Origin of the sequence: Aquimarina sp. AD10 (genome assembly GCF_003443715.1) — a bacterium.
GTDB classification, from domain to species: Bacteria; Bacteroidota; Bacteroidia; order Flavobacteriales; family Flavobacteriaceae; genus Aquimarina; species Aquimarina aggregata.
Map to the genome: position 1 here is coordinate 812,846 of NZ_CP031965.1, position 22,327 is coordinate 835,172.

At 32.1% G+C, this 22,327-nt stretch carries 23 protein-coding genes; 10 read left to right on the top strand and 13 right to left on the bottom strand.

The genetic code is table 11. The features are described from left to right. Positions 1–28 precede the first annotated feature (28 nt). From D1816_RS03390 to D1816_RS03425, 8 genes are all read right to left on the bottom strand, one after another. Positions 29–229, bottom strand: coding sequence for a hypothetical protein (locus D1816_RS03390; RefSeq protein ID WP_066310531.1), 201 nt, complete (start codon positions 227–229; stop codon positions 29–31). Positions 230–391: 162 nt separating this feature from the next. Next, positions 392–703: a hypothetical protein gene (locus D1816_RS03395; RefSeq protein ID WP_118501179.1), complete on the bottom strand. Its 312-nt coding sequence runs from the start codon at positions 701–703 to the stop codon at positions 392–394. Positions 704–760: 57 nt separating this feature from the next. After that, positions 761–1,483, bottom strand: coding sequence for a hypothetical protein (locus tag D1816_RS03400; RefSeq protein ID WP_147405046.1), 723 nt, complete (start codon positions 1,481–1,483; stop codon positions 761–763). A gap of 4 nt (positions 1,484–1,487) precedes the next feature. Further along, positions 1,488–2,189 (bottom strand): VWA domain-containing protein, encoded by a 702-nt coding sequence (locus D1816_RS03405; RefSeq protein ID WP_066310523.1) that lies wholly within the window; start codon positions 2,187–2,189, stop codon positions 1,488–1,490. Positions 2,190–2,235: 46 nt separating this feature from the next. Then, positions 2,236–2,865: a hypothetical protein gene (locus D1816_RS03410; protein WP_118501181.1), complete on the bottom strand. Its 630-nt coding sequence runs from the start codon at positions 2,863–2,865 to the stop codon at positions 2,236–2,238. 140 nt (positions 2,866–3,005) lie between these two features. Further along, positions 3,006–3,755 (bottom strand): LytTR family DNA-binding domain-containing protein, encoded by a 750-nt coding sequence (locus tag D1816_RS03415; RefSeq protein WP_066310520.1) that lies wholly within the window; start codon positions 3,753–3,755, stop codon positions 3,006–3,008. A gap of 25 nt (positions 3,756–3,780) precedes the next feature. Continuing rightward, positions 3,781–5,511 (bottom strand): tetratricopeptide repeat protein, encoded by a 1,731-nt coding sequence (locus D1816_RS03420; RefSeq protein ID WP_158597730.1) that lies wholly within the window; start codon positions 5,509–5,511, stop codon positions 3,781–3,783. A 133-nt stretch (positions 5,512–5,644) separates the two neighbouring features. Beyond that, complete coding sequence (locus D1816_RS03425; protein ID WP_066310516.1) at positions 5,645–7,273, bottom strand: acyl-CoA carboxylase subunit beta; 1,629 nt, start codon at positions 7,271–7,273, stop codon at positions 5,645–5,647. 241 nt (positions 7,274–7,514) lie between these two features. Between D1816_RS03425 and D1816_RS03430 the strand changes: the two genes are divergently transcribed. The 7 genes from D1816_RS03430 (at position 7,515) to D1816_RS03460 (ending at position 14,737) form a co-directional block, all read left to right on the top strand. After that, positions 7,515–8,951, top strand: a complete 1,437-nt coding sequence (locus D1816_RS03430; RefSeq protein ID WP_118501183.1) for a DNA/RNA non-specific endonuclease — start codon at positions 7,515–7,517, stop codon at positions 8,949–8,951. Between the two features lie 304 nt (positions 8,952–9,255). Then, positions 9,256–10,704 carry a DNA/RNA non-specific endonuclease gene (locus D1816_RS03435; RefSeq protein WP_118501184.1) on the top strand — a complete coding sequence of 483 codons (1,449 nt, stop codon included), beginning with the start codon at positions 9,256–9,258 and terminating at the stop codon, positions 10,702–10,704. 227 nt (positions 10,705–10,931) lie between these two features. Next, complete coding sequence (locus D1816_RS03440; protein ID WP_066310506.1) at positions 10,932–11,114, top strand: CAL67264 family membrane protein; 183 nt, start codon at positions 10,932–10,934, stop codon at positions 11,112–11,114. Between the two features lie 51 nt (positions 11,115–11,165). Then, positions 11,166–12,857 carry an energy-dependent translational throttle protein EttA gene (gene ettA / locus D1816_RS03445; protein WP_118501185.1) on the top strand — a complete coding sequence of 564 codons (1,692 nt, stop codon included), beginning with the start codon at positions 11,166–11,168 and terminating at the stop codon, positions 12,855–12,857. 88 nt (positions 12,858–12,945) lie between these two features. Then, entirely contained in the window at positions 12,946–13,638 is a 693-nt protein-coding gene (locus D1816_RS03450; RefSeq protein WP_066310497.1) for an HAD family hydrolase, read from the top strand. After that, positions 13,638–14,267, top strand: coding sequence for a chloramphenicol acetyltransferase (locus D1816_RS03455; protein ID WP_118501186.1), 630 nt, complete (start codon positions 13,638–13,640; stop codon positions 14,265–14,267). Before D1816_RS03450 ends, D1816_RS03455 begins: the two co-directional genes overlap by 1 nt. 8 nt (positions 14,268–14,275) lie before the next feature. Further along, positions 14,276–14,737, top strand: a complete 462-nt coding sequence (locus D1816_RS03460) for a hypothetical protein (protein WP_118501187.1) — start codon at positions 14,276–14,278, stop codon at positions 14,735–14,737. Here D1816_RS03460 and D1816_RS03465 read toward each other — a convergent pair. Beyond that, entirely contained in the window at positions 14,696–15,325 is a 630-nt protein-coding gene (locus tag D1816_RS03465; RefSeq protein WP_118501188.1) for a pseudouridine synthase, read from the bottom strand. The genes D1816_RS03460 and D1816_RS03465 overlap by 42 nt on opposite strands. A 301-nt stretch (positions 15,326–15,626) precedes the next feature. On the opposite strand from D1816_RS03465, the gene D1816_RS03470 reads away from it, so the two are divergent. Further along, the gene (locus tag D1816_RS03470; RefSeq protein WP_066310485.1) at positions 15,627–16,070 is read left to right on the top strand and encodes a cold-shock protein; all 444 of its coding nucleotides are present in this window, start codon (positions 15,627–15,629) and stop codon (positions 16,068–16,070) included. 67 nt (positions 16,071–16,137) lie between these two features. Here D1816_RS03470 and D1816_RS03475 read toward each other — a convergent pair whose 3' ends face one another. Together D1816_RS03475 and D1816_RS03480 are read right to left on the bottom strand one after the other, a co-directional pair. Beyond that, positions 16,138–16,938 (bottom strand): MBL fold metallo-hydrolase, encoded by an 801-nt coding sequence (locus D1816_RS03475; RefSeq protein WP_118501189.1) that lies wholly within the window; start codon positions 16,936–16,938, stop codon positions 16,138–16,140. A gap of 101 nt (positions 16,939–17,039) precedes the next feature. After that, complete coding sequence (locus D1816_RS03480) at positions 17,040–17,795, bottom strand: sulfite exporter TauE/SafE family protein (RefSeq protein ID WP_118501190.1); 756 nt, start codon at positions 17,793–17,795, stop codon at positions 17,040–17,042. Positions 17,796–18,034: 239 nt separating this feature from the next. Between D1816_RS03480 and D1816_RS03485 the strand changes: the two genes are divergently transcribed. Continuing rightward, positions 18,035–19,681: a SulP family inorganic anion transporter gene (locus D1816_RS03485; protein WP_233565246.1), complete on the top strand. Its 1,647-nt coding sequence runs from the start codon at positions 18,035–18,037 to the stop codon at positions 19,679–19,681. Between the two features lie 16 nt (positions 19,682–19,697). On the opposite strand, the gene D1816_RS03490 is transcribed toward D1816_RS03485, so the two are convergent. Continuing rightward, on the bottom strand, positions 19,698–20,663 hold the full coding sequence (locus D1816_RS03490; protein ID WP_118501192.1) for a hypothetical protein: 966 nt from the start codon (positions 20,661–20,663) through the stop codon (positions 19,698–19,700). 395 nt (positions 20,664–21,058) lie between these two features. On the opposite strand from D1816_RS03490, the gene D1816_RS03495 reads away from it, so the two are divergent. Then, positions 21,059–21,889 (top strand): DMT family transporter, encoded by an 831-nt coding sequence (locus D1816_RS03495; RefSeq protein ID WP_232517343.1) that lies wholly within the window; start codon positions 21,059–21,061, stop codon positions 21,887–21,889. Between the two features lie 4 nt (positions 21,890–21,893). Here D1816_RS03495 and D1816_RS03500 read toward each other — a convergent pair whose 3' ends face one another. Next, positions 21,894–22,145, bottom strand: a complete 252-nt coding sequence (locus D1816_RS03500; protein ID WP_066310470.1) for a hypothetical protein — start codon at positions 22,143–22,145, stop codon at positions 21,894–21,896. Positions 22,146–22,327 lie beyond the last annotated feature (182 nt).

Consider the following 22,327-nt stretch of genomic DNA (forward strand, 5'->3'; position numbering starts at 1 on the left):
TTAAAATTCTTACTTTTTGTTGTTTTTTTTAGAATGCACAAAGATCAGGTATATAAAGATCCTCTCCATTATTGTTTACTGTTACACCACAACCACCGCAAGCGCAATCACTATCTCTCCAGCAAGGCTGAAACTGAGGGCAATTGGCAAAAAATCCTGCGTTAATAGCTTTTTGTTCTCCTTTTTTAAGGATAGTAACACTGTCTAAGTTTAAAATGTTCTTAATCATTACATGAAATTTAGATGTTAATTTTGATTAGTTTCCCTTACTAATTTTGAACATACCTAAATATCGTTTTTTTGTTGACCGAAAAATAGTCATTAAGGACACAAGTTGTTATACTTTGTTCTTGACATTTATAAATTTAGACTTCATTTTTACTAACCTAGATTAAATGAATTGTTTGATTAGCAGTACTATACTTATTGCACTAAAAATAATCCCCCAGTATTCCATCTTAATCCAGAATAAACTATGATTTGGCTTTAAAATAATTTCTTGACCAGTACTTTTGTCAATAACAGTTCTACCTTCTGGTTTATTCCATTTTTTACCCATAATCCAACTAAAAATTCCAGCAATAAAAAGTCCAATGACTAATGCATAATCTCCTTGTTCTTTTGGTATGAAATTTAAAAGCACTACATAGACAATGACTAAAATTATAAGAGAAAGGAATCCCCTTCCTGACCATACTATCATATCGTTTTTGTTATTTGTTACTACTGTTTGTTTGTTTAATTGAAGATTTCTTTTTTGCTATAGTACTTTTGTAAGTTCGTGGTAACCGATTAGTTTACCTTTTTTGTTATATGATTCTGATCGCACAACCATAACATCATTATAATACCATTCTACTCCAGATCCTCTTATATTTAAAATCCCGAACTTTGATTCAAAATCAAAAGTTACTTTTTTGCACTTATATGTTCCTGCTGGGGTAGTAATTTGTTCTTCTCCTACAATCTCTCTGTTTAAAACATCAAAACTTAGTGTAACCAAAGTAAAGGTATTGTCTTCATTATTGATTTTAATATTTATTGTTCCATCATCAAGATCATCTCCCGGTTTCATTTGATATGGAAATTCAAGTACATCTCCATCAATCTTAATGTTAAGGTTATTTTTGTTGTGTTCTGATAGTTTATCAAAATCAAAAAACCGCAACATATCTACACTAAACAGGCCATAATTACATTTTACATTGTAATCTGTACTATACTTGTCTTTATTCTTATTATCAACTACTGTTGCTTTGATTACAGCATTAACGATACCATCTGTAGAAGGTGATATAGCAGTAGTTTCGTGGCGAGTGGTACCTTGTAGTTTTCCTTTTTTGTTGTAATCGGTATATTCTAAAACTGCTCCGACTTTCATAAAAGGTACCGCATTACAGTCTTGTGCTTTTACCTCTGTATAAACAATACATTGTAATAGAAGTAGGAATATTACCGTTTTGATTGTGATCTTGAAATTCATTGTTTTACATTTTGGATGTAATAAATGTCCCATTATTTTCTTGAGCTAATGTTCGCATAAAATTATGATCTGCGTCTTCTCCAAAAGCAATTGTATGAATAATAACATTGTTAGTATTGGTTTTTCGAATTTCTTCTAAAACTGCTTCTGGCCCCCCATTAGGTAACCCATCACTCATTAAAACAATTTCTTGTACTCCTGGTGTTGATATTGCTTCGATTAAACCTTTGGCAGTATTAGTTCCACCGCCGGCTTTAAGGTTTTCAACAAAAATATTAGCAGAAGTTCGGGACATATTACTAGCTACTCGAAGCTCTATAGATTGTTTGGTAACATCATTATTATATGCAAAAACTGTAAATTTCTTACCATCGGGTAACCCTTTAATAGCAGGAATTAATTTTCGTTTTACTGCACCTAATTTAGTTGCTTGTTTGGTTACTTGTTTACCTAGTATATTGCCAATTTTGCCCCCTATAGCATTACTTACTACATTACCAGCTTTATTACCGGCTTCTCGCATTACCTGATCTTTTATAGATCCTTCGTCTATACCTTCCATACTACCTGAAATATCAATAAGATATAAGGTGTTTTTAGTTGAAGTTTCGATACCAAAAAATTGATCTGATTTTTTCATGACATAGCAAGACTGAAACATCATAAATACAGTACAGATTGATAGTAATAATTTTACTTTTTTCATTTCCAAATTTTAAATATAATTTATGTGTAATAGGGGGTAGTTTTTATTAGTTTATGTCGTTTAGAACTCCTAGTTTTATTTGATCTACTGCTTTTTTTAATTGCTCTAAAGGTATACTTTGTCCTTCTAGAGAGACAATAAAACGTTTTGAAATTAAAAGATCGATTTTAGAATTTAGGTCATCACTATAGTCATCTTCTTCTACTTCCTCTATAGCTTTATACCCATTAATTTTAGTTGATTTTTTATAACCTCTTTCACTTTGTTCTTCAAAATCACGAGCAAAACCTAAACGTGCCAGGGTAATCATTGCACTTCCTGTTTCTCCGGCTCCATCCATAATTGATAATGAAATAATATTTCCATTTTCGTTTTCATATTCTGCTTCTGCCATTGCTACATCTGGCATAAATTGATTTCCTATTGTAAAGGTCTTTCTTGTAAATCCAATCAATTCTTTTGGTAGCAGGGCTTTCAGTTTTTCGTTAGATATCGGTGTTGCTTTCAGAAGTTTGTCATTTTCTTCTTCTAAATTTTCAACTTCTTTGGCCATTTTATTAAGATCAGAGATTCCTTCAATAGCATCAAGTAATCCAGGCTCTTTGTCTTTGCTTTTATCCTTTCCACAGGAAAAAAATAGCGTTATGAAAATTAGGATTAAGAATATTTTGTTCATTATCTGTTGTATTTTAATAAGTTGTTTAATAGTAGTTCTTAGAACTAAATTAAACCTTAAATGAACAGAAATATGAGTAAATGAGAATTTGGGTAGTAGTTTTTAGGAATACAAGAGTTTTGAATAGAATTTGATAGAACTTATAAATGATTTTCGATGTATTCGATCAAATTTTTTCTTCGACTTTGTGCTACAGGAATAGTGTATTCTTCTTTTAAGACAACTTCTTCATCACGTTTATTAAACGAGGAAACATGACTTAAGTTAATTAAAAAACTTTGATGTACTCTGAAAAAATTATATGGTGTTAACTTTTCATCAAAGGCTTTTAGAGGTTTAGAAATCAATATTTCTTTTCTGTTGTTGAGCAGAAATGTAGTATAATTGTTATCAGATTTTGCATATAAAATATCTTCGGTATTTACAATGTGTATGGTTTCGGTAGTTTTTAGAACAATTTTTTTAGGACCTTCTTTAGTAGAAAAGTTTTGAAGTAAGGTTTTTAATTGAATCTGATAATTTTCTTTATGGATATCTTTAGAGACTTTTTCAAGAGCGTTAATCATTTCTTGTTTATCATATGGCTTTAATAAGTAGTCTAAAGCACTAAATTTAAAAGCATCTACGGCATATTTTGCAAAAGAAGTGGTGAATATAATCTTAAATGATATGGTTTCGAACAAGGCAAGGAATTCAAAAGCATTGCCATCTGTTAAAAAAACATCGAGTATAATAAAATCAGGTTGTAACTTTTTTATAGCATCAGCAGCATTATGAATACTGTCTGAAGTACCTAGAACGTCTATGTTTTCATATTGTTGAAGTATGTTTATGGCATATTCATATGCTTGAGGGTCATCTTCTACAATAAAACAGCTTATATCGGTCATATGCTAAAAATACGATACTTTGATGTTATTTAGAGGCAAAGCTTAAGGTAACTTTTGTACCACTTTGAGATGGATGTATACTAATATCTCCATTAAACCCTTTTGAGGTTCTATTTAAATTTTCGAGTTGTTCTTTTATAATGTTCATACTCATTGACTTGTGCAGTTTTTTTGATTCCTCACTTTTAACCTCAAATCCTTTTCCATTATCCTTTATAGAAACAAATAACATAGCATTCTCTTTGTAGTAGCTAACAGCAATATTGCCATTAGTAACATTTTTTAACCCATGTAGAACAGCATTTTCTACAAATGGTTGTGTTATTAAAGTAGGTAAGGTGTCAAAATCTTCATCTACTGTATTTTCTACAGTCACTGTATATGAAAATGAATCATTTTGATTTAACTGCTGCAGTTTGAGGTAGGATTCTATTGCTAATTGATCATCTGCAACACTCGTAAAATTATCATCCGATTTTTCTAATACTAGTCGTATGAGCTTAGAATAACTGCTTAAATAAGAACTAGATTTTTCTTTATCATTTTTGTAAATAAAATTTTGAATGCTCTGTAGGGCATTAAATAAGAAATGTGGATTTAACTGGGTTTTTCTTAACTTTTGTTGTAGTAATACCGTGTTTAGCTGTTGTTTTGTTTTATAGTTTTGGAAACCAAAATATCCTAGAATTAGAAATAATAAACCAAAAGCAATCAAAACTATCAATAAATACTTTTGCTGAGAAATAGTAAGTGCCTGTAATTCAGTTTTGGTGTCTAGAATATCAATTTGTTGTTGTTTCTTTTCTGACTCAAATTTCTCTGTTAACTCTGCTACTTTTTCTTTTTGTTGTGCATTGTTTATAGAGTCCTTAAGTTGATCCTTTAAATCAGCATATATTATAGCTTTCTTAAAATTATTAATACCTTCATATGATTCTTTTAAATTGTTATATACATAAGATTTTAAAAGACCCTGTGACTTTGGTAAAGCGCTATCTAAATACTTAATAGCTGTTTGATATTGGCCTTTTCTTAAATACGAATGACCTATATTATTATAAGGTAATCCAAGAGAGTGAATAAGATTTAATTCCTTCTTAATGGCAACGGATTTTTTACCATACGTAATGGATAGGTCATAATCAAGTTCAGGGTTATTTAGAGCATCTTCACTATAATGTGTAGAAAGATTATTGTAAATAGCAGACAAAGACCTTTTAGATTTATATTTCTCAGCAAGTTGCTCAGCCTCCAATATAGTACTACTAAATTTTTTATAAAGTTTTTGTTCTTTGTATATATTACTTAAGTTGACTAAAATTTGCAATCGAAGAATTTCGTTAAATTCACTTAACGGTAATGCTCTTTCAAGGTATGTTGTGGCATTTTTGAAATTCTTTAAAATTGAATTGATCGTTCCAATATTTGTATATGTATTTACAAGAAGCTTAGAATTACTTACTTTTTCCATAGTTTTTGCCGCTTGCAAATATATATCCAAAGCTTTTTCAAAATCTTGTTTATAATACTGTATAGTGCCCAGATTGTGCAAAGTCTGTCCCTCTATATGTAATGGTAATCTTTTTGTTAGGTTACCTTGAAGTAGTGAGTCAGCTTCGTTAAATCCTTTTTTAAATATAAGAACACTACTTTTTTGTATGTTGGCTTTAGCTAGCAAAGTATCGTTATCGATCTTTTGGGACAGCAATTGGGCTCGATTGGCATAGAAAAAAGAGCTATCTAGATTTTTTTGCATAAAATCTTTCGAGCTTTTTAGATTCTGTTCTATGATATCGATCTTTTCAGAGTTAGATTGAGCGCAAATAGTTAATATATTACCTAACAAGAGGCTAAAAAGAATAGTATAAAAAAATCTCATGCAGTATTGATTATGCTTGTATCACGCCTAAATTAAACTTCTTTTCAATAGGGGAGTGATTGGCAGCTTCGATACCCATAGAAATAACGTTTCTTGTTTCTAACGGGTCAATAATACCATCTGTCCAGATTCGTGCTGCAGCATAATAAGGAGAAATTTGTTTGTCATATCTAGCTTTAATTTTATCAAACAATGCTTTCTCATCTTCTTCTGATAGTTTTTCTCCTTTCTTTTTAAGAGAAGCAGTTTCGATTTGTAATAAAACTTTTGCAGCTTGAGCACCACCCATTACAGCTAATTCTGCACTTGGCCATGCATAAATAAGTCTTGGATCATAAGCCTTACCGCACATTGCATAATTACCAGCGCCATAGGAGTTGCCGATTACGATAGTAAATTTAGGCACAACACTATTACTTACAGCATTTACCATTTTTGCACCATCTTTTATAATGCCACCATGTTCACTTTTACTACCTACCATAAACCCGGTAACATCTTGTAGAAATACTAAAGGAATTTTCTTTTGATTGCAATTTGCAATAAAACGAGTGGCTTTGTCGGCAGAGTCAGAATAGATCACACCTCCAAATTGCATTTCTCCTTTTTTAGTTTTTACAATTTTACGTTGATTAGCTACAATACCAACAGCCCAGCCATCTATACGCGCATATCCTGTAATTATACTTTGCCCATAGCCAGCTTTGTACTCTTCAAAATCAGAATCATCTACTAATCGTTTTATGATTTCCATCATGTCATACTGCTCATTTCGAGCTTTGGGTAAAATACCATAAATTTCTTGAGGATCTTCTTTTGGTTTTACAGCTTTAATACGGTTGAATCCAGCTTTATCAAAATCTCCAATTTTCGACATAACATTTTTGATGGTGTCTAATGCATCTTTGTCGTTTTTGGCCTTATAGTCTGTAACACCAGAAATTTCACAATGTGTTGTTGCTCCTCCTAGAGTTTCATTATCAATAGTTTCTCCAATAGCAGCTTTTACCAGATAACTACCGGCAAGAAAAATACTTCCCGTTTTATCAACGATAAGTGCTTCGTCACTCATAATGGGTAAATAAGCACCTCCTGCAACACAACTTCCCATTACAGCAGATATTTGAGTAATCCCCATACTGCTCATAACCGCATTGTTTCTAAAAATTCTACCAAAATGCTCTTTATCAGGGAATATCTCATCTTGCATAGGTAGATATACCCCAGCACTATCAACCAAGTAAATAATCGGCAGTCTGTTTTCAATAGATAACTCCTGCGCTCTTAAATTTTTCTTTCCAGTAATAGGAAACCATGCACCTGCTTTAACAGTGGCATCATTTGCTACAACGATACATTGTTTTCCACTTACATATCCTATTTTAACAACTACACCTCCGCTAGGGCATCCACCATGTTCTTCATACATGTCTTCTCCGGCAAAAGCTCCTATTTCTATAGACTTTGAATCTTTGTCTAATAAATATGAAACTCTTTCTCGAGCAGTCATTTTACCTTTTGCGTGTAGTTTTTCAATTCGTTTTTCGCCACCACCTAATTTAACTTTAGCAAGTCTTTGGCGTAAATCAGATACTAATAACTTATTATGATCTTCGTTTTTATTGAAGTTTATATCCATTTGTATGTATTGTGTGTATTGTCTGCACGAAAATACAAAAAAGGTACAGTATATGAAGTGTGCAAAAAGAATTTAAGTGTCGTGAAACTAATGTTTCGGTAATTTTATTTTATGGTTATTTAATTGTTTGGTTATTAATTATTTAGTAACATTTTTTTGGCAAGTGATTAACATTGTTACGAGGCATTTGGGGTTATTTTGATTTTAATCTTACACAAATCAATAACCTAAAAATTCAACTATGAGACTATTAAATGTCAATTTTATTATTCTTTTTATTGCTACAACACTTCTAATTACATCATGTAATACTAATGATGATGATGTTTATGAACCTATAGTATCTATGCCATTAACAATTAATGGAGAATTAGATGCAGCTACCAATTTTTATGATAATCAAGGCCCTCATGAACACAATTTTTCAGGTAAAAGATCTTCTGGTTTTACAGAAGGGTATGAATCAGGCTCTAAACCAAGATATGCCACAGGAAATGTAACACTTTCTTCTTCTGGAAATTGGACTTTTAGTGATGCTTTGATCGGAACACTTTCTAGAGATAGGAAATTTGGTAGAAAATCTGTTAGAATGAGAAATACAGGTTATGTTGTTATGTCTTTTAATATGGATAATGGGGCGAGAACAGTTCGAGTTCGTCATGCAAAATATGGTAATGATGGTAATTCGTCTTGGAGATTAATAGCGTCTTATGACAATGGAGCTTCATGGTCTTTTGTAGGCACAACGGTTAATACTGCGTCAACTACATTAAATACAGTTTCTTTTGAGGTAAATGAAACTCGTAGTGTACGTTATGGAATTTCCAAAACCTCTGGTGGAAGTAACAGAATTAATATTGATAACTTAGAAATTGTTACAGAAGGTACAGGTGGCGGTGATGGTGATGGTGGTAATAATGGAGGTAGTGGTAGAAATAGTAATATAGCCTTTGGAAATCCTTCAAATGCAAACTCTTCGGCGAACAACTATTTCTTGTCAAAACCAGAGTTCACACTTTCTTATAATAACAATAACGGAACTCCAAACTGGGTGAGTTGGCATTTAAATTCTGATTGGTTAGGAAATAGAGGCCGCTGTAACTGTTTTCAACAAGATAGGTCTTTACCCAGCTCTTTTAATAGAATAACAGAAAATGAGTATAGAGGTTCTGGTTTTCATAGAGGTCATATCTGTCCGTCTGCAGATAGAACGGTTACTGCTCAAGAAAATGAAAACACTTTCTTTATGACAAATATGGCTCCGCAAGCCCCAAGAAATAATACGAGACCATGGGTTGGATTAGAACGATACTTAAGAACTTTGGTTAATAACGGTAACGAAATTCATATCATATCTGGTGTTTCTGGCACTGGTGGTACAGGAAGTAATGGGTTTAGAACAACTTTAAGTAATGGTAGGATAAATGTTCCTGATTCTTTTTGGAAAGTTGCCCTAGTATTGCGAAATGGATCAAATGATATTAATAGAGTAACTACTTCGACTAGAATAATTGCTATAAACGTACCAAATGATCAGAATGTAAGTAGTGACTGGAGACAATACACGACCACAGTGGATGCTATTGAAAGTCTAACAGGTTATGATTTATTTGAAAACATACCTAATGATATCGAAGCCGTTTTAGAATCAAGATTAGCAAATAGATCTTTTAACTAAACGAATACGCTATTCATATTACGAATACTAGAATATACTCCTTAGATTCGATTTGTATAAAGTAGTATTTTTTTAATAAACCCCGTAATACTATATGATTGTGATTTTATATGATAATCATTGGGTTACGGGTATTTGCATTAATGGTATTATTTTTTGTTCATAGAAATTCGGTTTTATTTGGTGCACCAATAATTAAAGTTTACATATCGAATACTAATCTTTGAAATATTAATTATGCGGATTGAAATACTTTTAAGGTTTTCATAAACACAAACTCAATTATTAATTTAACAATTCAATCATGAGATTTTTTAAAATTAATTTTAAACTCATTTTCCTAATTACAACACTGTTTATTATAAGTTGTGAAACTTATGAGTCAGTCGATGCACCTGTAGAGTTCGTTCCACTAGAACTAAACTCAGAAGTTATTGAGGCAGAAACTAATTATTATGACAATCAAGGCCCACATGAATATAATTTTTCTCCTAAAGTAAGCTCTGGATTTACCGAAGGTTATGAATCGGGAACAAAATTTACATATGCTACACGAAACATAGATTTGACTTCTGGTACTTGGCGTTTTAGCAGTGCTAAAATAGGTACATCATCACGAGATAGAAAATTTGGTAGAAAAGCAGCTCGGTTACGAAACAACGGATATGTGATCATGTCTTTTAATATGGATAATGGTGCAAAAACAGTAAGAATTAGACATGCAAAATATGGTAGTGATGGTAATTCTTCTTGGAGATTAGTAGCTTCATATGATAACGGTGAGAATTGGTCTTTTGTGGGAGAAACAGTAAACGTAAACTCTACAACATTAAATACAGTATCATTTGAAGTAAATGAAACAAGAAGCGTTCGATATGGTGTTTATAAAAGTTCTGGTGGGCGTAACCGCATAAATATAGATAATATAGAAATAGTTACTGATACTACCGATGGAGGTGGTGACGGTGGCGATGGTGGCGACGGCGGAGATGGTGGTGAAGATAATGGAGGTAATGGTAGAAATAGCAACCTTACTTTTGGTAATCCTTCAAATGCAAATACAGATGCAAATAATTATTTTGTAATAAGACCAGAATATACTTTATCATATAATAGCAGTAAAGGAACTCCTAATTGGGTCAGCTGGCATTTAAATAGTGCATGGATCGGAAATAGAGGTAGATGTAATTGTTTTCAGCAAGATACATCATTACCGTCTTCATTCTTTAGTCCTACAGAAAATGATTATCGTGGTTCGGGGTTTCAAAGAGGTCATTTATGCCCATCGGCAGATAGAACTGTTACAGCTCAAGAAAATGAGAATACATTTTTTATGACAAACATGGCTCCTCAAGCCAGAGATAATAATACAGGTCCTTGGGTTGATCTTGAAAGGTATTTAAGGTCTTTAGTAAGAAGAGGAAATGAGGTTCATATTATAGCAGGTGTTGCAGGAACTGGGGGAACTGGAACAAGAGGTTTTAGAACAACTACTAGAAATGGTAGAATTAATGTACCAGATTCTTTTTGGAAAGTAGCTTTAATTTTACCAAATGGTTCAAATGATATTAGTAGAGTTACAAACGCTACACGAGTAATAGCTGTTAATATGCCAAATGATCAAGGGATTTCTAGTAATTGGAGAAATTTTAGAACATCTGTAGATGATATTGAAGCGCTAACAGGATATGACCTTTTAGAAAATATACCCGATGCTATTGAAACAGTGATTGAGTCTCGAGTAGGAAATTAATCTATTTCACATTAGATAACTATTTACGATCAAATAAGGATATTCTATTAAGAATATCCTTATTTTTTTTATTAAAAGTTAATTTTAAATCATTGTAATACAGAAGGTAAACAAGAATCGAATCTTAACAACCTTATAAAAAATAATATTTTGATGATAAAATAACGATATTTGCATTTAATTACCCCTAATTTTAAAACTAACCACACTAAACTAAAAAATAATTTATGGGAATGAATAAAAACACAGTATTAGCTTGGGCAACTTTTATAATGATATTGGTAGGCCTCTTGCTTATCGGATTAGGAGCGTTTAGATACCGCGATGTATCTGGTTGGGGTTTTGCAGCTGTTGGATTAGGTTTTTTCGCAAATGCTTGGGTTTTTAATGCTTTAAAAGGAAGAGTATAATTCTTCTAAGTTTCACATCATTTTTATAATATAACAAAAAAATAAGGGCTTATGTCAGATGATAAAAAGGTTATCTTCTCAATGTCAGGAGTTAGCAAAACTTTTAAAACTGCAAATACTCCAGTACTTAAGAATATCTATTTAAGTTTTTTTTATGGAGCAAAAATAGGGATCCTTGGACTTAATGGTTCTGGTAAATCTACGTTATTAAAAATTATAGCAGGAATTGATAAAAACTATCAAGGAGATGTTGTATTTGCACCAGGTTATACCGTAGGGCTTTTAGAACAAGAGCCCCAATTAGACCCAGATAAAACAGTGTTAGAGGTTGTTAAAGAGGGTGTTGCAGAAACGGTAGCAGTACTGGATGAATATAATAAAATCAACGATATGTTTGGTTTGCCAGAGGTATATGAGAATCCTGATAAAATGCAGGAGCTTATGGATAAGCAGGCAAACTTACAAGATCAGATTGATGCAAGTAATGCTTGGGAACTAGACACCAAACTAGAAATAGCAATGGATGCCTTACGTACTCCTGATTCTGATAAAAAAATAAGTGTGCTCTCTGGGGGAGAAAAAAGAAGAGTAGCACTTTGTCGTCTTTTACTAAAAGAACCAGATGTATTGTTATTAGATGAGCCAACCAACCACCTTGATGCAGAATCTGTGCACTGGTTAGAACATCATTTGCAACAATATAAAGGTACTGTTATAGCCGTTACTCACGATCGTTACTTTTTAGATAACGTTGCAGGTTGGATACTAGAATTAGATCGAGGAGAAGGTATACCTTGGAAAGGAAATTATTCGTCATGGTTAGATCAAAAGGCTAAAAAACTGGCTCAAGAACAAAAGCAAGCTTCTAAACGTCAAAAAACATTAGAAAGAGAGCTAGAGTGGGTTCGTATGGCACCAAAAGGACGTCAGGCTAAACAAAAAGCACGTTTAAGTAATTATGATAAATTACTTAGTCAAGATCAAAAACAGGTAGATGAAAAGCTTGAGATTTATATTCCAAATGGACCTAGGTTAGGTACTAATGTTATCGAAGCCACAGGTGTTAGTAAAGCTTTTAGAGATAAGCTGTTATATGAAGATTTAAACTTTAATCTTCCACAGGCAGGTATTGTTGGAATAATCGGTCCAAATGGAGCTGGTAAAACAACAATATTTAAAATGATTATGGGTGAAGAAAAACCGGATAAAGGAAGTTTTAATGTTGGTGATACTGCAAAAATTGCATACGTAGATCAAAGTCATAGTAATATTGATACTGAAAAAACTATTTGGCAAAACTTTAGTGACGAACAAGAGTTGGTCATGATGGGTGGAAAACAAGTTAATTCCAGAGCATATCTAAGTCGTTTTAATTTTAGCGGTAGTGAGCAGAATAAAAAAGTTTCTATGCTTTCTGGTGGTGAACGTAACCGTTTACATTTAGCTATGACCTTAAAAGAAGAAGGTAATGTATTACTTTTAGATGAGCCAACTAATGACTTAGATGTTAACACGTTAAGGGCTTTGGAAGAAGGTTTAGAGAACTTTGCCGGATGTGCGGTAGTAATCTCTCACGACCGTTGGTTTTTAGACAGGATTTGTACACATATTCTGGCGTTTGAAGGGGATTCTCAAGTATATTTTTTTGAGGGGAGTTTTTCTGATTATGAAGAAAATAAAAAGAAACGTTTAGGTGGTGATTTAATGCCAAAACGTATCAAATATAAGAAACTAGTTAGGTAGTAATTTTGATTAGAATGGTTTGTACATAGCATAGTAATTTATTGTGCTACGACACCCTTTTATATAAATTACTTAGTAATCGTAATATATGCCATTAAGTAAAATTAAAGTCATAGCCTTTGACGCAGATGACACACTTTGGGTAAATGAAACTTTTTTTAGAAAAGCAGAAGAAGAGTTTTGCGAACTTTTAGAAGATTTTATGCCTAAAGAAGAAGCTAATAAACTTCTTTTTGATGTTGAAATGAAAAATCTTCCTTTGTATGGTTATGGCATTAAACCTTTTACATTATCATTGATAGAAGCGGCTATTACCATTTCTAATGGTAGTACTACCGTAGACTTGATACAGAAGCTTATCGAAAAAGGTAAACAAATGCTTCAGGAACCTATAGAATTGATAGATGGAATAGATGTTACATTAGATGTACTTTCTAAGAAATACAGATTGGTGATGGCTACTAAAGGTGATTTGTTAGATCAAGAACGAAAACTAATAAACTCAGGATTAGAAAAATATTTTCATCATATCGAAATTGTTTCCGATAAGACCGAAAAACAATATAGTAAGCTAGTCAAGCATTTAGATATTAATGTAGAAGAGTTTTTAATGGTCGGTAATTCATTAAAATCTGATGTTTTACCTGTTTTGAATATTGGGGCACATGCATTTCACATTCCATTTCATACTACTTGGGTACATGAAATGGTAGAAGAAGAGGTGAGACATCCTAATTTTAAGAGTTTTACAAAAGCAAGTCAACTACTTGACTATTTATAATGAAAACAAAACTAGATCTTAATACCTGGAACCGCAAAGAACATTTCGAGTTCTTTGGTAATTTTGATGAGCCTTTTTTTGGAATTAATACTACGGTAGATTTTACAAAAGGATATCAAAAGATAAAAGATCATGGCTATCCGTATTTTTTGTATTATTTGCATAAGTCGCTTCAGGCAGTTAATGCTATAGAAGCTTTTAAGTATCGTATTGAGGGTGATGAAGTATTTATATATGATACTGTACATGCTTCTGCAACGATAGGAAGGGATGATCATACCTTTGGATTTTCTTTTATCGAATTTAATGAAGATTTTGAACGCTTTATTAAGAATGGTCAAGAAGAAATCGATGCTGTAAAAAACAGCACAGGTATTCGTCATACTGCTAATGCGAAACGTGTTGATAGTATACACTATTCCTCGATACCTTGGTATACATTTACGGGTTTAACCCATGCTAGACATTTTAAATATAAAGATAGTGTTCCAAAAATCTCTTTTGGAAAATATACCAAAACAGGTGATACATTAAGTTTGCCTATAGCAATTTATGTAAATCATGGATTAATGGATGGGTACCATATTGGACAATATTTAGAAGAGTTTCAACGATTATTAAACGAATAATAATAAAAATGAGTGGTGAAGCAGGAGCTGGCATCAGCTCAAAATATTTTAAAATGTATTTTTCTTCAGGCATGACTGTTAGTGTTGCTATGCCTCCTGATTTAGGAGATCACCCTAATTATATAGAAGATTACTTTAAAGAAGCTAGTAAACCCTTTGAAACAAAGCTAAAAGATGTTCTTCCTAGAGTAGATCAAAGTTTTGAAACATTAATACAGCAGCATGGTTTTCCGATATCTTTATATGATCCTAAAGCTGTATTTATTGCCGATGCTATTATAGAAGATGTCGATTTAGATCATGAAAATAAATCAACGCGAAATTTATTGGTAAGTAGTGGGGCAGATGTTAACTTGTCATTTTTTACAAGATCGTTTTCCAAAATAAACTTATCTATAACAATTAATAAACAGATAAAAAGATCAGAGTTAAATACTATTAGAGCTCAAATTATAGAAATATTTGATTGATGTAGGATTTGCTTGTTTAACTTCTCCTACGTTCAATGTATCTAATTTGATGTTTCCAACTCGAACGCGAACAAGTCTTAATGTAGGAAATCCAACGGCTGATGTCATTTTACGAACCTGTCTAAATTTGCCTTCTTTTAATGTAATAGAAACCCAACTCGTAGGTCCATGACGATCATCTCTTATTTTTTTTGATCTTTCGGGGAATTTTGGTACCGTATCAAGTTTAACAACCTTGCATGTTTTGGTATTGTATTTTTTACCATCAAAACCTATTTTAACACCATTAGCCATTTCTATAATTGCTTCAGGAGTTATTTCTCCGTCTACTTGCGCATAGTATTCTTTTTCTATAGCGCCACTATTAATGCGGTTGCTTAATTTCCCATCGGTTGTGAGTAACAATAAACCTTCAGATTTTTCATCTAATCTACCAATTGACATTGTGCCTTCTGGAAATTTGTATAACTCGCCTAAAAGTTTTTTAGAATTTTGTTTTTGACCATTGTTTACAAACTGACTTAAGTATCCATAAGGCTTGTATAGTAAGAAATGTTCATGTTCATTCTCTTGGATATTACTATTCATTGAAGATGTTTTAAGGTCAAGTGTTACCAAAGCGAAATTAGAAGTTTATTTCTAAATTTGGGGAAAAATGGTTAATTAACGAAAGAGTTTTCTTAAATTAAAAATGAAAACTTACCTTTGTAGAGATTTCAGTAGATTTTAAAGAAAGAAAACTGTTACCAGTTATTGTAGTGACTAGGTAGATTTTGAGGTAAATCTAAGATATTTAGATTTTCTGATTATTCGTTTAGTATTTCAATGACGGCTTTTGTATTAACATGCAAAAGTTATGAATAAGTAAATAAACTAGTAAAGATAGCGAATGGCAAAATCACAACAGACATTTAGTAAAATTGAAAAAGAAAAAAAGAAATTAAAAAAACGCGAAGAAAAGCAAAAAAAGAAGGCTGAACGCCTGGCTAATTCTAACAAAGGTAATGGGTTAGATAGTATGATTGCTTATGTGGATGAAAATGGTTATTTAACAGATACTCCACCAGACCCAAGAAAAAAGGTGAAAGCTGAAAATATTGAAATCGGCGTTCCAAAAAGAGAGAAAGTAGAATTTGACCCAGTGCGTAAAGGTAAAGTAGCTTTTTTTAACGACTCTAAAGGGTATGGGTTTATTAATGATGAAGAAACTCAAGAGCGTTACTTTGTGCATGTAAATGGATTAACTCAAGAAGTAAAAGAAAATGATAGAGTTAGTTTTGAGTTAGAAAAGGGACAGAAAGGAATGAATGCTGTTCGAGTTAAGAAGATTTAATATAATAGGTATACTACTTCATATATAAAAAAGCCTAGTTAATACTAGGCTTTTTTATATTTTTATTTTAACGCTTGGGGTACCAATCTAGCTGTACTACTTCGATATCAGCATTTTTCGAAACGATTTCTTTAAATTTTGAAACGCTACTAAATCCGTTGGTACCACGATAGTGGTATGGATATACTTGTTTTGGTTTAAAAGCTAATACTGCATCAGCAGCTCTTTCTACAGTCATTGTATACGGTAGGTTCATACAGACAAAAGCTTTATCTATATACTGTAATTTTCGCATTTCAGGAATATCTTCCGTATCTCCGGAAAAATATAAGCGTTCCTTTCCTAAAGTAATTACATACCCATTTCCGCGACCCTTTTTGTGAAATTTTAAAGCTTCTTCACGTAGATTATACATTGGTATAGCCTCTATGGTAATGCCTTCTATCTCTTTGGTTTCCCCATTGTTGATAATAACAAGTTGCTCTGTGTAGTTAGCGGGTAGTTTTTCTGCTACGGCCTGCGGAACTATAATTTGAGATTTTGCTAGATCTAGACTATCTAGAGTGTCAATATTCATATGATCACCATGTATATCTGTAATCAAAACTAAATCTGCCGTCTTTTTGCCTGCAAAAGCTTTAGCCCCACCAGTAGGATCAATATAAATGGTTTTTCCTTTCCATTCTAAAATTAATGTAGCATGTTGTATTGGGATAATGGTAATATCACTTTTCTTTTTTTCAATAACTTTTTCAGGTAGGGGATCAGATACTGTCTCTTCGATAACTTCTTTTTCTTCATTTTTTTGAGACTTGCAACTTATAAAAAAAGAGCAAATCAAAATGATAATCAAAACATTACGTTTCATTTTTAGACGATTTTGTGGTTGTATGATTGGTATAAGATAAGAATAATACTGGGTACCCAAAAAGAACTCTATCTATAAATCTGCATTTTCGTATACAAAATTTAATTATCCAACCATAGCTTGATCGCCATAGCGACAACCATAATAACTAAAAAAACTTTTACAAGCCCATCACCTTTTTTTACAGCCCATCTACTTGCGATCCATCCTCCTGTAGCGTTACCTAGTGCAAGGACAATACCGTATAGATAGTTAATCTGTTGGTTATATGCAAAAATGGCAAGTGCTGCTATGGTGTAAATAAAAACTACTAGTACTTTAACAGCGTTAGATTTAACAAGACTTAGATAGTTTATCGAGGTTAGGGCTAATAAAATAAAAATACCTACTCCAGCTTGGATAAAACCACCATAAATTCCTATAAAGAAAAAGGCTACTATAGATATCCAAAGATGTTTCCCTTGTATTCTTTCTACTACATCATTAAGTTTTACTTTAGGCTTGAACACCATAAAAAAAACGATAAATACCATTACTATGGCTAAAATCTTATTAAATGTATCTCCTTTAATATCAACAGCGATTTGCGCTCCAATAATAGATCCAATTAAGGCAGATATCCCTAAGTAAACACCAAAAGATGTAGGTTTTATACCTTTACTTTTGAAACCTGCAATAGAGGTAATACATTGAATAAAAATCCCAATACGGTTTGTTCCGTTTGCCACAGCAGGAGGTAACCCCATAAAAATTAGCATGGGTAATGTTAAGAGAGAGCCACCACCAGCGATAGTATTAATAACACCAGCTATAAAACCTATGATAGCTAAAAGAAGAAGGAGTAGTATTTCATTCATTAGATTATTGCTAAAAATGTGGATTTCTGATCAAAAATAGATAAAAGCAAGAAAGGATTCTATGAATACGAAATTCTTTTGGGATAAATTATCAACTGTTGTAGATTTACAGTATTAATCAAACTATTGATAACGTTAAAGCGCTACATAAAATAATTCCGTTTTTTCAATTTTTTTCTGATAAGAAGTATACTAAATCTACTTTTTCGTCAGATGTTGTTGCGGGCCTTACAGTTGGGGTGATTCTAATTCCACAAGCTATAGCTTATGCTTTACTAATGGGAGTGCCACCTATTTACGGTCTTTATGCTTGTTTGGTACCATTAGTTTTATATGCTTTTTTTGGGTCCTCTATGCAGCTAAGTATTGGTCCAGTGGCTGTTACAGCAATTTTGGTAATGAGTAGTGTGAGTCAACTTGCAGAACCTTTTAGTGCTAAGTTTGTAGAATTAGCGTTGTTTGCAAGTTTTTTGATTGGAGTACTACAAATTATAATGAGTGTTTTGAGGATGGGGTTTCTTGTAAACTTAATCTCTCAACCCGTGATTTCAGGCTTTATATCTGCAGCAGCAATTATAATTATTGTCTCGCAGCTAGAGGAAAGCCTAGGAATTGGGATTCCTAATTTTAAGTATACACATCAAACAGTTTGGTATAGTTTACGTCATTTATCAGAAGTAAACTGGATTACGATATTGATCTGCGTATCTTCCATTATAATTATTGTAGCTCTAAAAAAATGGAAACGCTCTTTTCCCGGAGCACTTACCGTTTTGGTAATCTCTACTTTACTGACTTATTTTTTTAAGTTAAATGAAAATGGAGTATCCATAATTAAAGATGTTCCTAGTGGTCTACCATCTTTCAATATACCCGAAATGGAGTATGCTACTATGATGTCACTTATTCCAGCAGTATTAACAGTTACTTTTATTGGTTATGTTGGTAGTATTGGTATTGCCAAATCTATGGAAATGAAAAATAGAGATCATGTGGTTAGACCAAATCAAGAATTATTTGCATTAGGAATAGCAAAAGTGATCGGTGCCTTTTTTCAGGCAGTACCCTCATCAGGAAGTTATAGTAGAACAGCTATTAATGATGAAGCAGGTGCCAAGACTACTGTGTCTTCTATTATTGCTGCAGTATTAGTATTACTTTCTTTACTGTTTCTAACATCATTTTTTTATTATATTCCTAAAGCTGTATTGGCTGCAATCATACTTGTCTCTGTTTTTGGATTGATAAATTTTAGTGAAGCTAAACATTTGTTTGAACTTAGAAGGCGTGATTTTATCGTTATGATCATTACCTTTTTTGGGACCTTAATCTTTGGTGTTGAAAATGGTATATTTATAGGGGTTATTCTATCATTTGTATTTCTGCAGTACTATAGTTCGCGACCACATATAGCAGAATTAGTAAATATTCCCGGAACTACCTATTATAGAAATATTAATAGGTTTCCAGATGCACTTCAATCTACCGAATATTTAATTATCCGTTTTGATAATCAGTTATATTTTGGAAATGCAAGTTTTTTTAAAGATACCATTCAAGAATACATTACAAAACGAAAGCCTGTACCAAAATTTTTGATTTTAGATAATACGAACATGCATGATATAGATAGCACAGGTTTGCATGTTTTAGAAGATATTTATCAGTATACACAGGGGTTAGGGGTTCAGTTGTTAATGGTTGGTACGATCGGCCCTGTAAGAGATTTTCTTAAAAGATCAGGGTTTACTGATAGATTGGGAGTTTCTTATTATTATTTAACAATATCAGATGCTGTGGATTATGCAGAAAACAGAACAATTCATGAAACAAAACATGAGGCAGCAGTACAATTCAATAAAAAAAGAAGGTCATTTTTAGAATAAGATCTTGCAAAACAATTTATTTATCTTCATATAGTCTTAATTTTAGACCCATTCCGTAATTTGTATTATTGCTTTTAATAAGGTTGTTGTTTGTGCTATATTTTCTGTCAAAACGTTGCCAGGTGCGATTTTTGTAAAAAATTCTGCGTGTAAAAGTATGATAGTGATCAAATTTATTTGTGAATGGTAATAAAGGTCTAAATGTAGTTGAAACTTTTACAAGACCTTTTCTAGTTTCTACTTCGTGATATTTCCTTGTTTGTTGAAGTTTACCATTTTTGTCTGCGTATCCCAAAACTTGTACAGAAATAAAGATCCCTTCTTTTGGGATGTACACTTTATATTCTGAAACGTTCAGTTCAAAATTAGATTTATCTTTTTCGGTTATTTTGAATATGATATCTTCATAAGCCAGCCTTTTACCAGGAAACCCTTTTTCATTGGCGTAGAATTGCATTTTAAATAGCGTAGAGAATGGCTGTTCTTTTCCAGAATGCTTATTCGAACTTTCTACTTTAACAGGTAGAAAGACAGAAGATATGCTAGTGGATTTTTCTGATTCTTTAGGAAAAAAGACTGCTATTTCTGATTCTACAGTAGGAAGCCAACATCTAAAATAATCATTATGTACAGTAGAGGCTAGTCTCTTGGTTTTGTATTTTCTTTTCTTTTCGGCGGTAATATATACTTCCTTTAATTCTGCGATATTTTGCTCTAAAAGTATAGTCTTGGGGATCGCATTTGTGGAAATAGTGATCTCTTTATACCCTAATGCAGAAACGTAAAGAGAATCTACTTTTGGATACCATTTTTTATAATACTTAAAACGGCCATCGGCATCCGCAAAGGTTCCGCTTCCGTTACCAAAAGAAATAGTAGCATATGAAACAGGAGATTTGTTCGCTGCATCGAGTATCGAATATGCCTGCGAATATATAAATTGCGATAAAAAAAGCAGTAGTAGGGCAAACAGCTTTTTCATAGGTTTGATTGGGGATTAAATAACTAATGTACTAAAATAATTTATAATAGAACTATTATCATGCCAAAGAGCACCGTTTATTAGATTTAAGTTTTATGAACTAAATACTTATAGAATAGGAATAAAAAAAACATTCTACTTGTTGTTTTTAAAAAACATAAATATCTTATTTTTAATTACTTAAATTAGTTTACTTGTAGTTTTTATTTATATTGATAAAATCTATAATGTACTATTTAGATATGATACTATTTCGTTGAAGATGATTAAGAAATTAAGGTAAAAAATCAATTATGATAGATTAATACATTGATAATTAAGAAAAATATAAAAATACATAGGAAGTTAGTTTTAAAGCGTTAGTTTTTGATGAAACGCTTATCTTTGGAGCCTTTATGAAAAAGGCGATATACTTTATGCTCTTAAGTGCCGTATGTTTTACGGTAATGAATTTACTGGTAAAGTATTTATCTCATTTTGGAGGAGGAGAATTAGTGTTTTTTAGAGCAATTGGTTCTTTGTTTTTTACAATGAGTTATTTAAGATACCATAAAATTTCAATTTTCGGGAATCAGAAGAAGTTATTAATCTATAGAGGACTGGCAGGAGTTACCTCTATGTGTTTGTTTTTTATGTCTGTAAATTACTTACCAATAGGTTCTGCAGTTTCGTTACGATATATTTCTCCAATTTTTGCTACAATTCTAGCTGTTTTTTTTCTTAGAGAAAAAGTGAAACCTATTCAGTGGTTATTTTTTTTAATGGCGTTCGGGGGAGTTTTAATGATTAAAGGCTTTGACCCCAATATTAATTCATATGGATTACTTCTAATTCTATTTTCTGCTTTATTTAGTGGTGTAGTGTATGTTTTGATAAACAAAATAGGACAAAAAGACCATCCAGTAGTGATCGTCAACTATTTTATGTGGATTTCTGTAATTGTAGGAGGTATACTATCAATATTTAATTGGAAAACACCAATAGGGATAGAGTGGGTTATACTGCTTAGCTTAGGTATTTTTGGATACTTTGGCCAATTATTTATGACAAAAGCATTTCAATCCCAAGCTACCAATAAAATAGTTTCTCTAAAGTATATAGAGGTTATATTTACTATGATAGCAGGGGTATTTTGGTTTTCAGATGTTTATCCAATAATGAGTTTGATAGGAACTCTACTTGTTATCACCGGACTTATACTTAATATTATATATCGCAGTAAATAGTATTCTAGTTAAAATCTTCTGTCATATAATAAATCATTTTTGCCTTATCACTAAAACTATTAATAGTGATAATATCTCCGGTAAGTTTATTGTAAATGACCTCTGCGAATAACAGATCTATATAAAAGATACTATATTGAAAATCACGGTTTTTATCGTCTATTGTAAATAGATGGATACCTCTGTTCCAGATATCATTATACTTCAGGTCTAGTTTTCGAGCGTTGAATTTTCGCTCAAGAGTAGTTTTTTGCATAAGTAGTCAATTTTATATTGGGAATCCTAAATTACGGAAAAACCATAATATATGCAAGTTTTTTTTGTATCTAGTGGTAAGTAGGGGTATTTCTATCACTAACATGATATACTCGATAAAAGGCATGATATCAGGTTTTTACTATATGTCGAGTGAAATATTGTTTATGTAGTATAGTTGAA

Coding starts and splice junctions, on each gene's coding strand:
- D1816_RS03420 (WP_158597730.1), bottom strand. CDS start 5,511: ATGCAAAAAAATCTAGATAGCTCTTTTTTCTATGCCAATCGAGCCCAA.
- D1816_RS03390 (WP_066310531.1), bottom strand. CDS start 229: ATGATTAAGAACATTTTAAACTTAGACAGTGTTACTATCCTTAAAAAA.
- D1816_RS03395 (WP_118501179.1), bottom strand. CDS start 703: ATGATAGTATGGTCAGGAAGGGGATTCCTTTCTCTTATAATTTTAGTC.
- D1816_RS03475 (WP_118501189.1), bottom strand. CDS start 16,938: ATGAAACGTAATGTTTTGATTATCATTTTGATTTGCTCTTTTTTTATA.
- D1816_RS03410 (WP_118501181.1), bottom strand. CDS start 2,865: ATGAACAAAATATTCTTAATCCTAATTTTCATAACGCTATTTTTTTCC.
- D1816_RS03430 (WP_118501183.1), top strand. CDS start 7,515: ATGAGACTATTAAATGTCAATTTTATTATTCTTTTTATTGCTACAACA.
- D1816_RS03460 (WP_118501187.1), top strand. CDS start 14,276: ATGAGTGGTGAAGCAGGAGCTGGCATCAGCTCAAAATATTTTAAAATG.
- D1816_RS03425 (WP_066310516.1), bottom strand. CDS start 7,273: ATGGATATAAACTTCAATAAAAACGAAGATCATAATAAGTTATTAGTA.
- D1816_RS03500 (WP_066310470.1), bottom strand. CDS start 22,145: ATGCAAAAAACTACTCTTGAGCGAAAATTCAACGCTCGAAAACTAGAC.
- D1816_RS03415 (WP_066310520.1), bottom strand. CDS start 3,755: ATGACCGATATAAGCTGTTTTATTGTAGAAGATGACCCTCAAGCATAT.
- D1816_RS03400 (WP_147405046.1), bottom strand. CDS start 1,483: ATGAATTTCAAGATCACAATCAAAACGGTAATATTCCTACTTCTATTA.
- D1816_RS03435 (WP_118501184.1), top strand. CDS start 9,256: ATGAGATTTTTTAAAATTAATTTTAAACTCATTTTCCTAATTACAACA.
- D1816_RS03470 (WP_066310485.1), top strand. CDS start 15,627: ATGGCAAAATCACAACAGACATTTAGTAAAATTGAAAAAGAAAAAAAG.
- D1816_RS03450 (WP_066310497.1), top strand. CDS start 12,946: ATGCCATTAAGTAAAATTAAAGTCATAGCCTTTGACGCAGATGACACA.
- D1816_RS03490 (WP_118501192.1), bottom strand. CDS start 20,663: ATGAAAAAGCTGTTTGCCCTACTACTGCTTTTTTTATCGCAATTTATA.
- D1816_RS03480 (WP_118501190.1), bottom strand. CDS start 17,795: ATGAATGAAATACTACTCCTTCTTCTTTTAGCTATCATAGGTTTTATA.
- D1816_RS03495 (WP_232517343.1), top strand. CDS start 21,059: ATGAAAAAGGCGATATACTTTATGCTCTTAAGTGCCGTATGTTTTACG.
- D1816_RS03455 (WP_118501186.1), top strand. CDS start 13,638: ATGAAAACAAAACTAGATCTTAATACCTGGAACCGCAAAGAACATTTC.
- D1816_RS03405 (WP_066310523.1), bottom strand. CDS start 2,189: ATGAAAAAAGTAAAATTATTACTATCAATCTGTACTGTATTTATGATG.
- D1816_RS03465 (WP_118501188.1), bottom strand. CDS start 15,325: ATGAATAGTAATATCCAAGAGAATGAACATGAACATTTCTTACTATAC.
- D1816_RS03440 (WP_066310506.1), top strand. CDS start 10,932: ATGGGAATGAATAAAAACACAGTATTAGCTTGGGCAACTTTTATAATG.
- ettA (WP_118501185.1), top strand. CDS start 11,166: ATGTCAGATGATAAAAAGGTTATCTTCTCAATGTCAGGAGTTAGCAAA.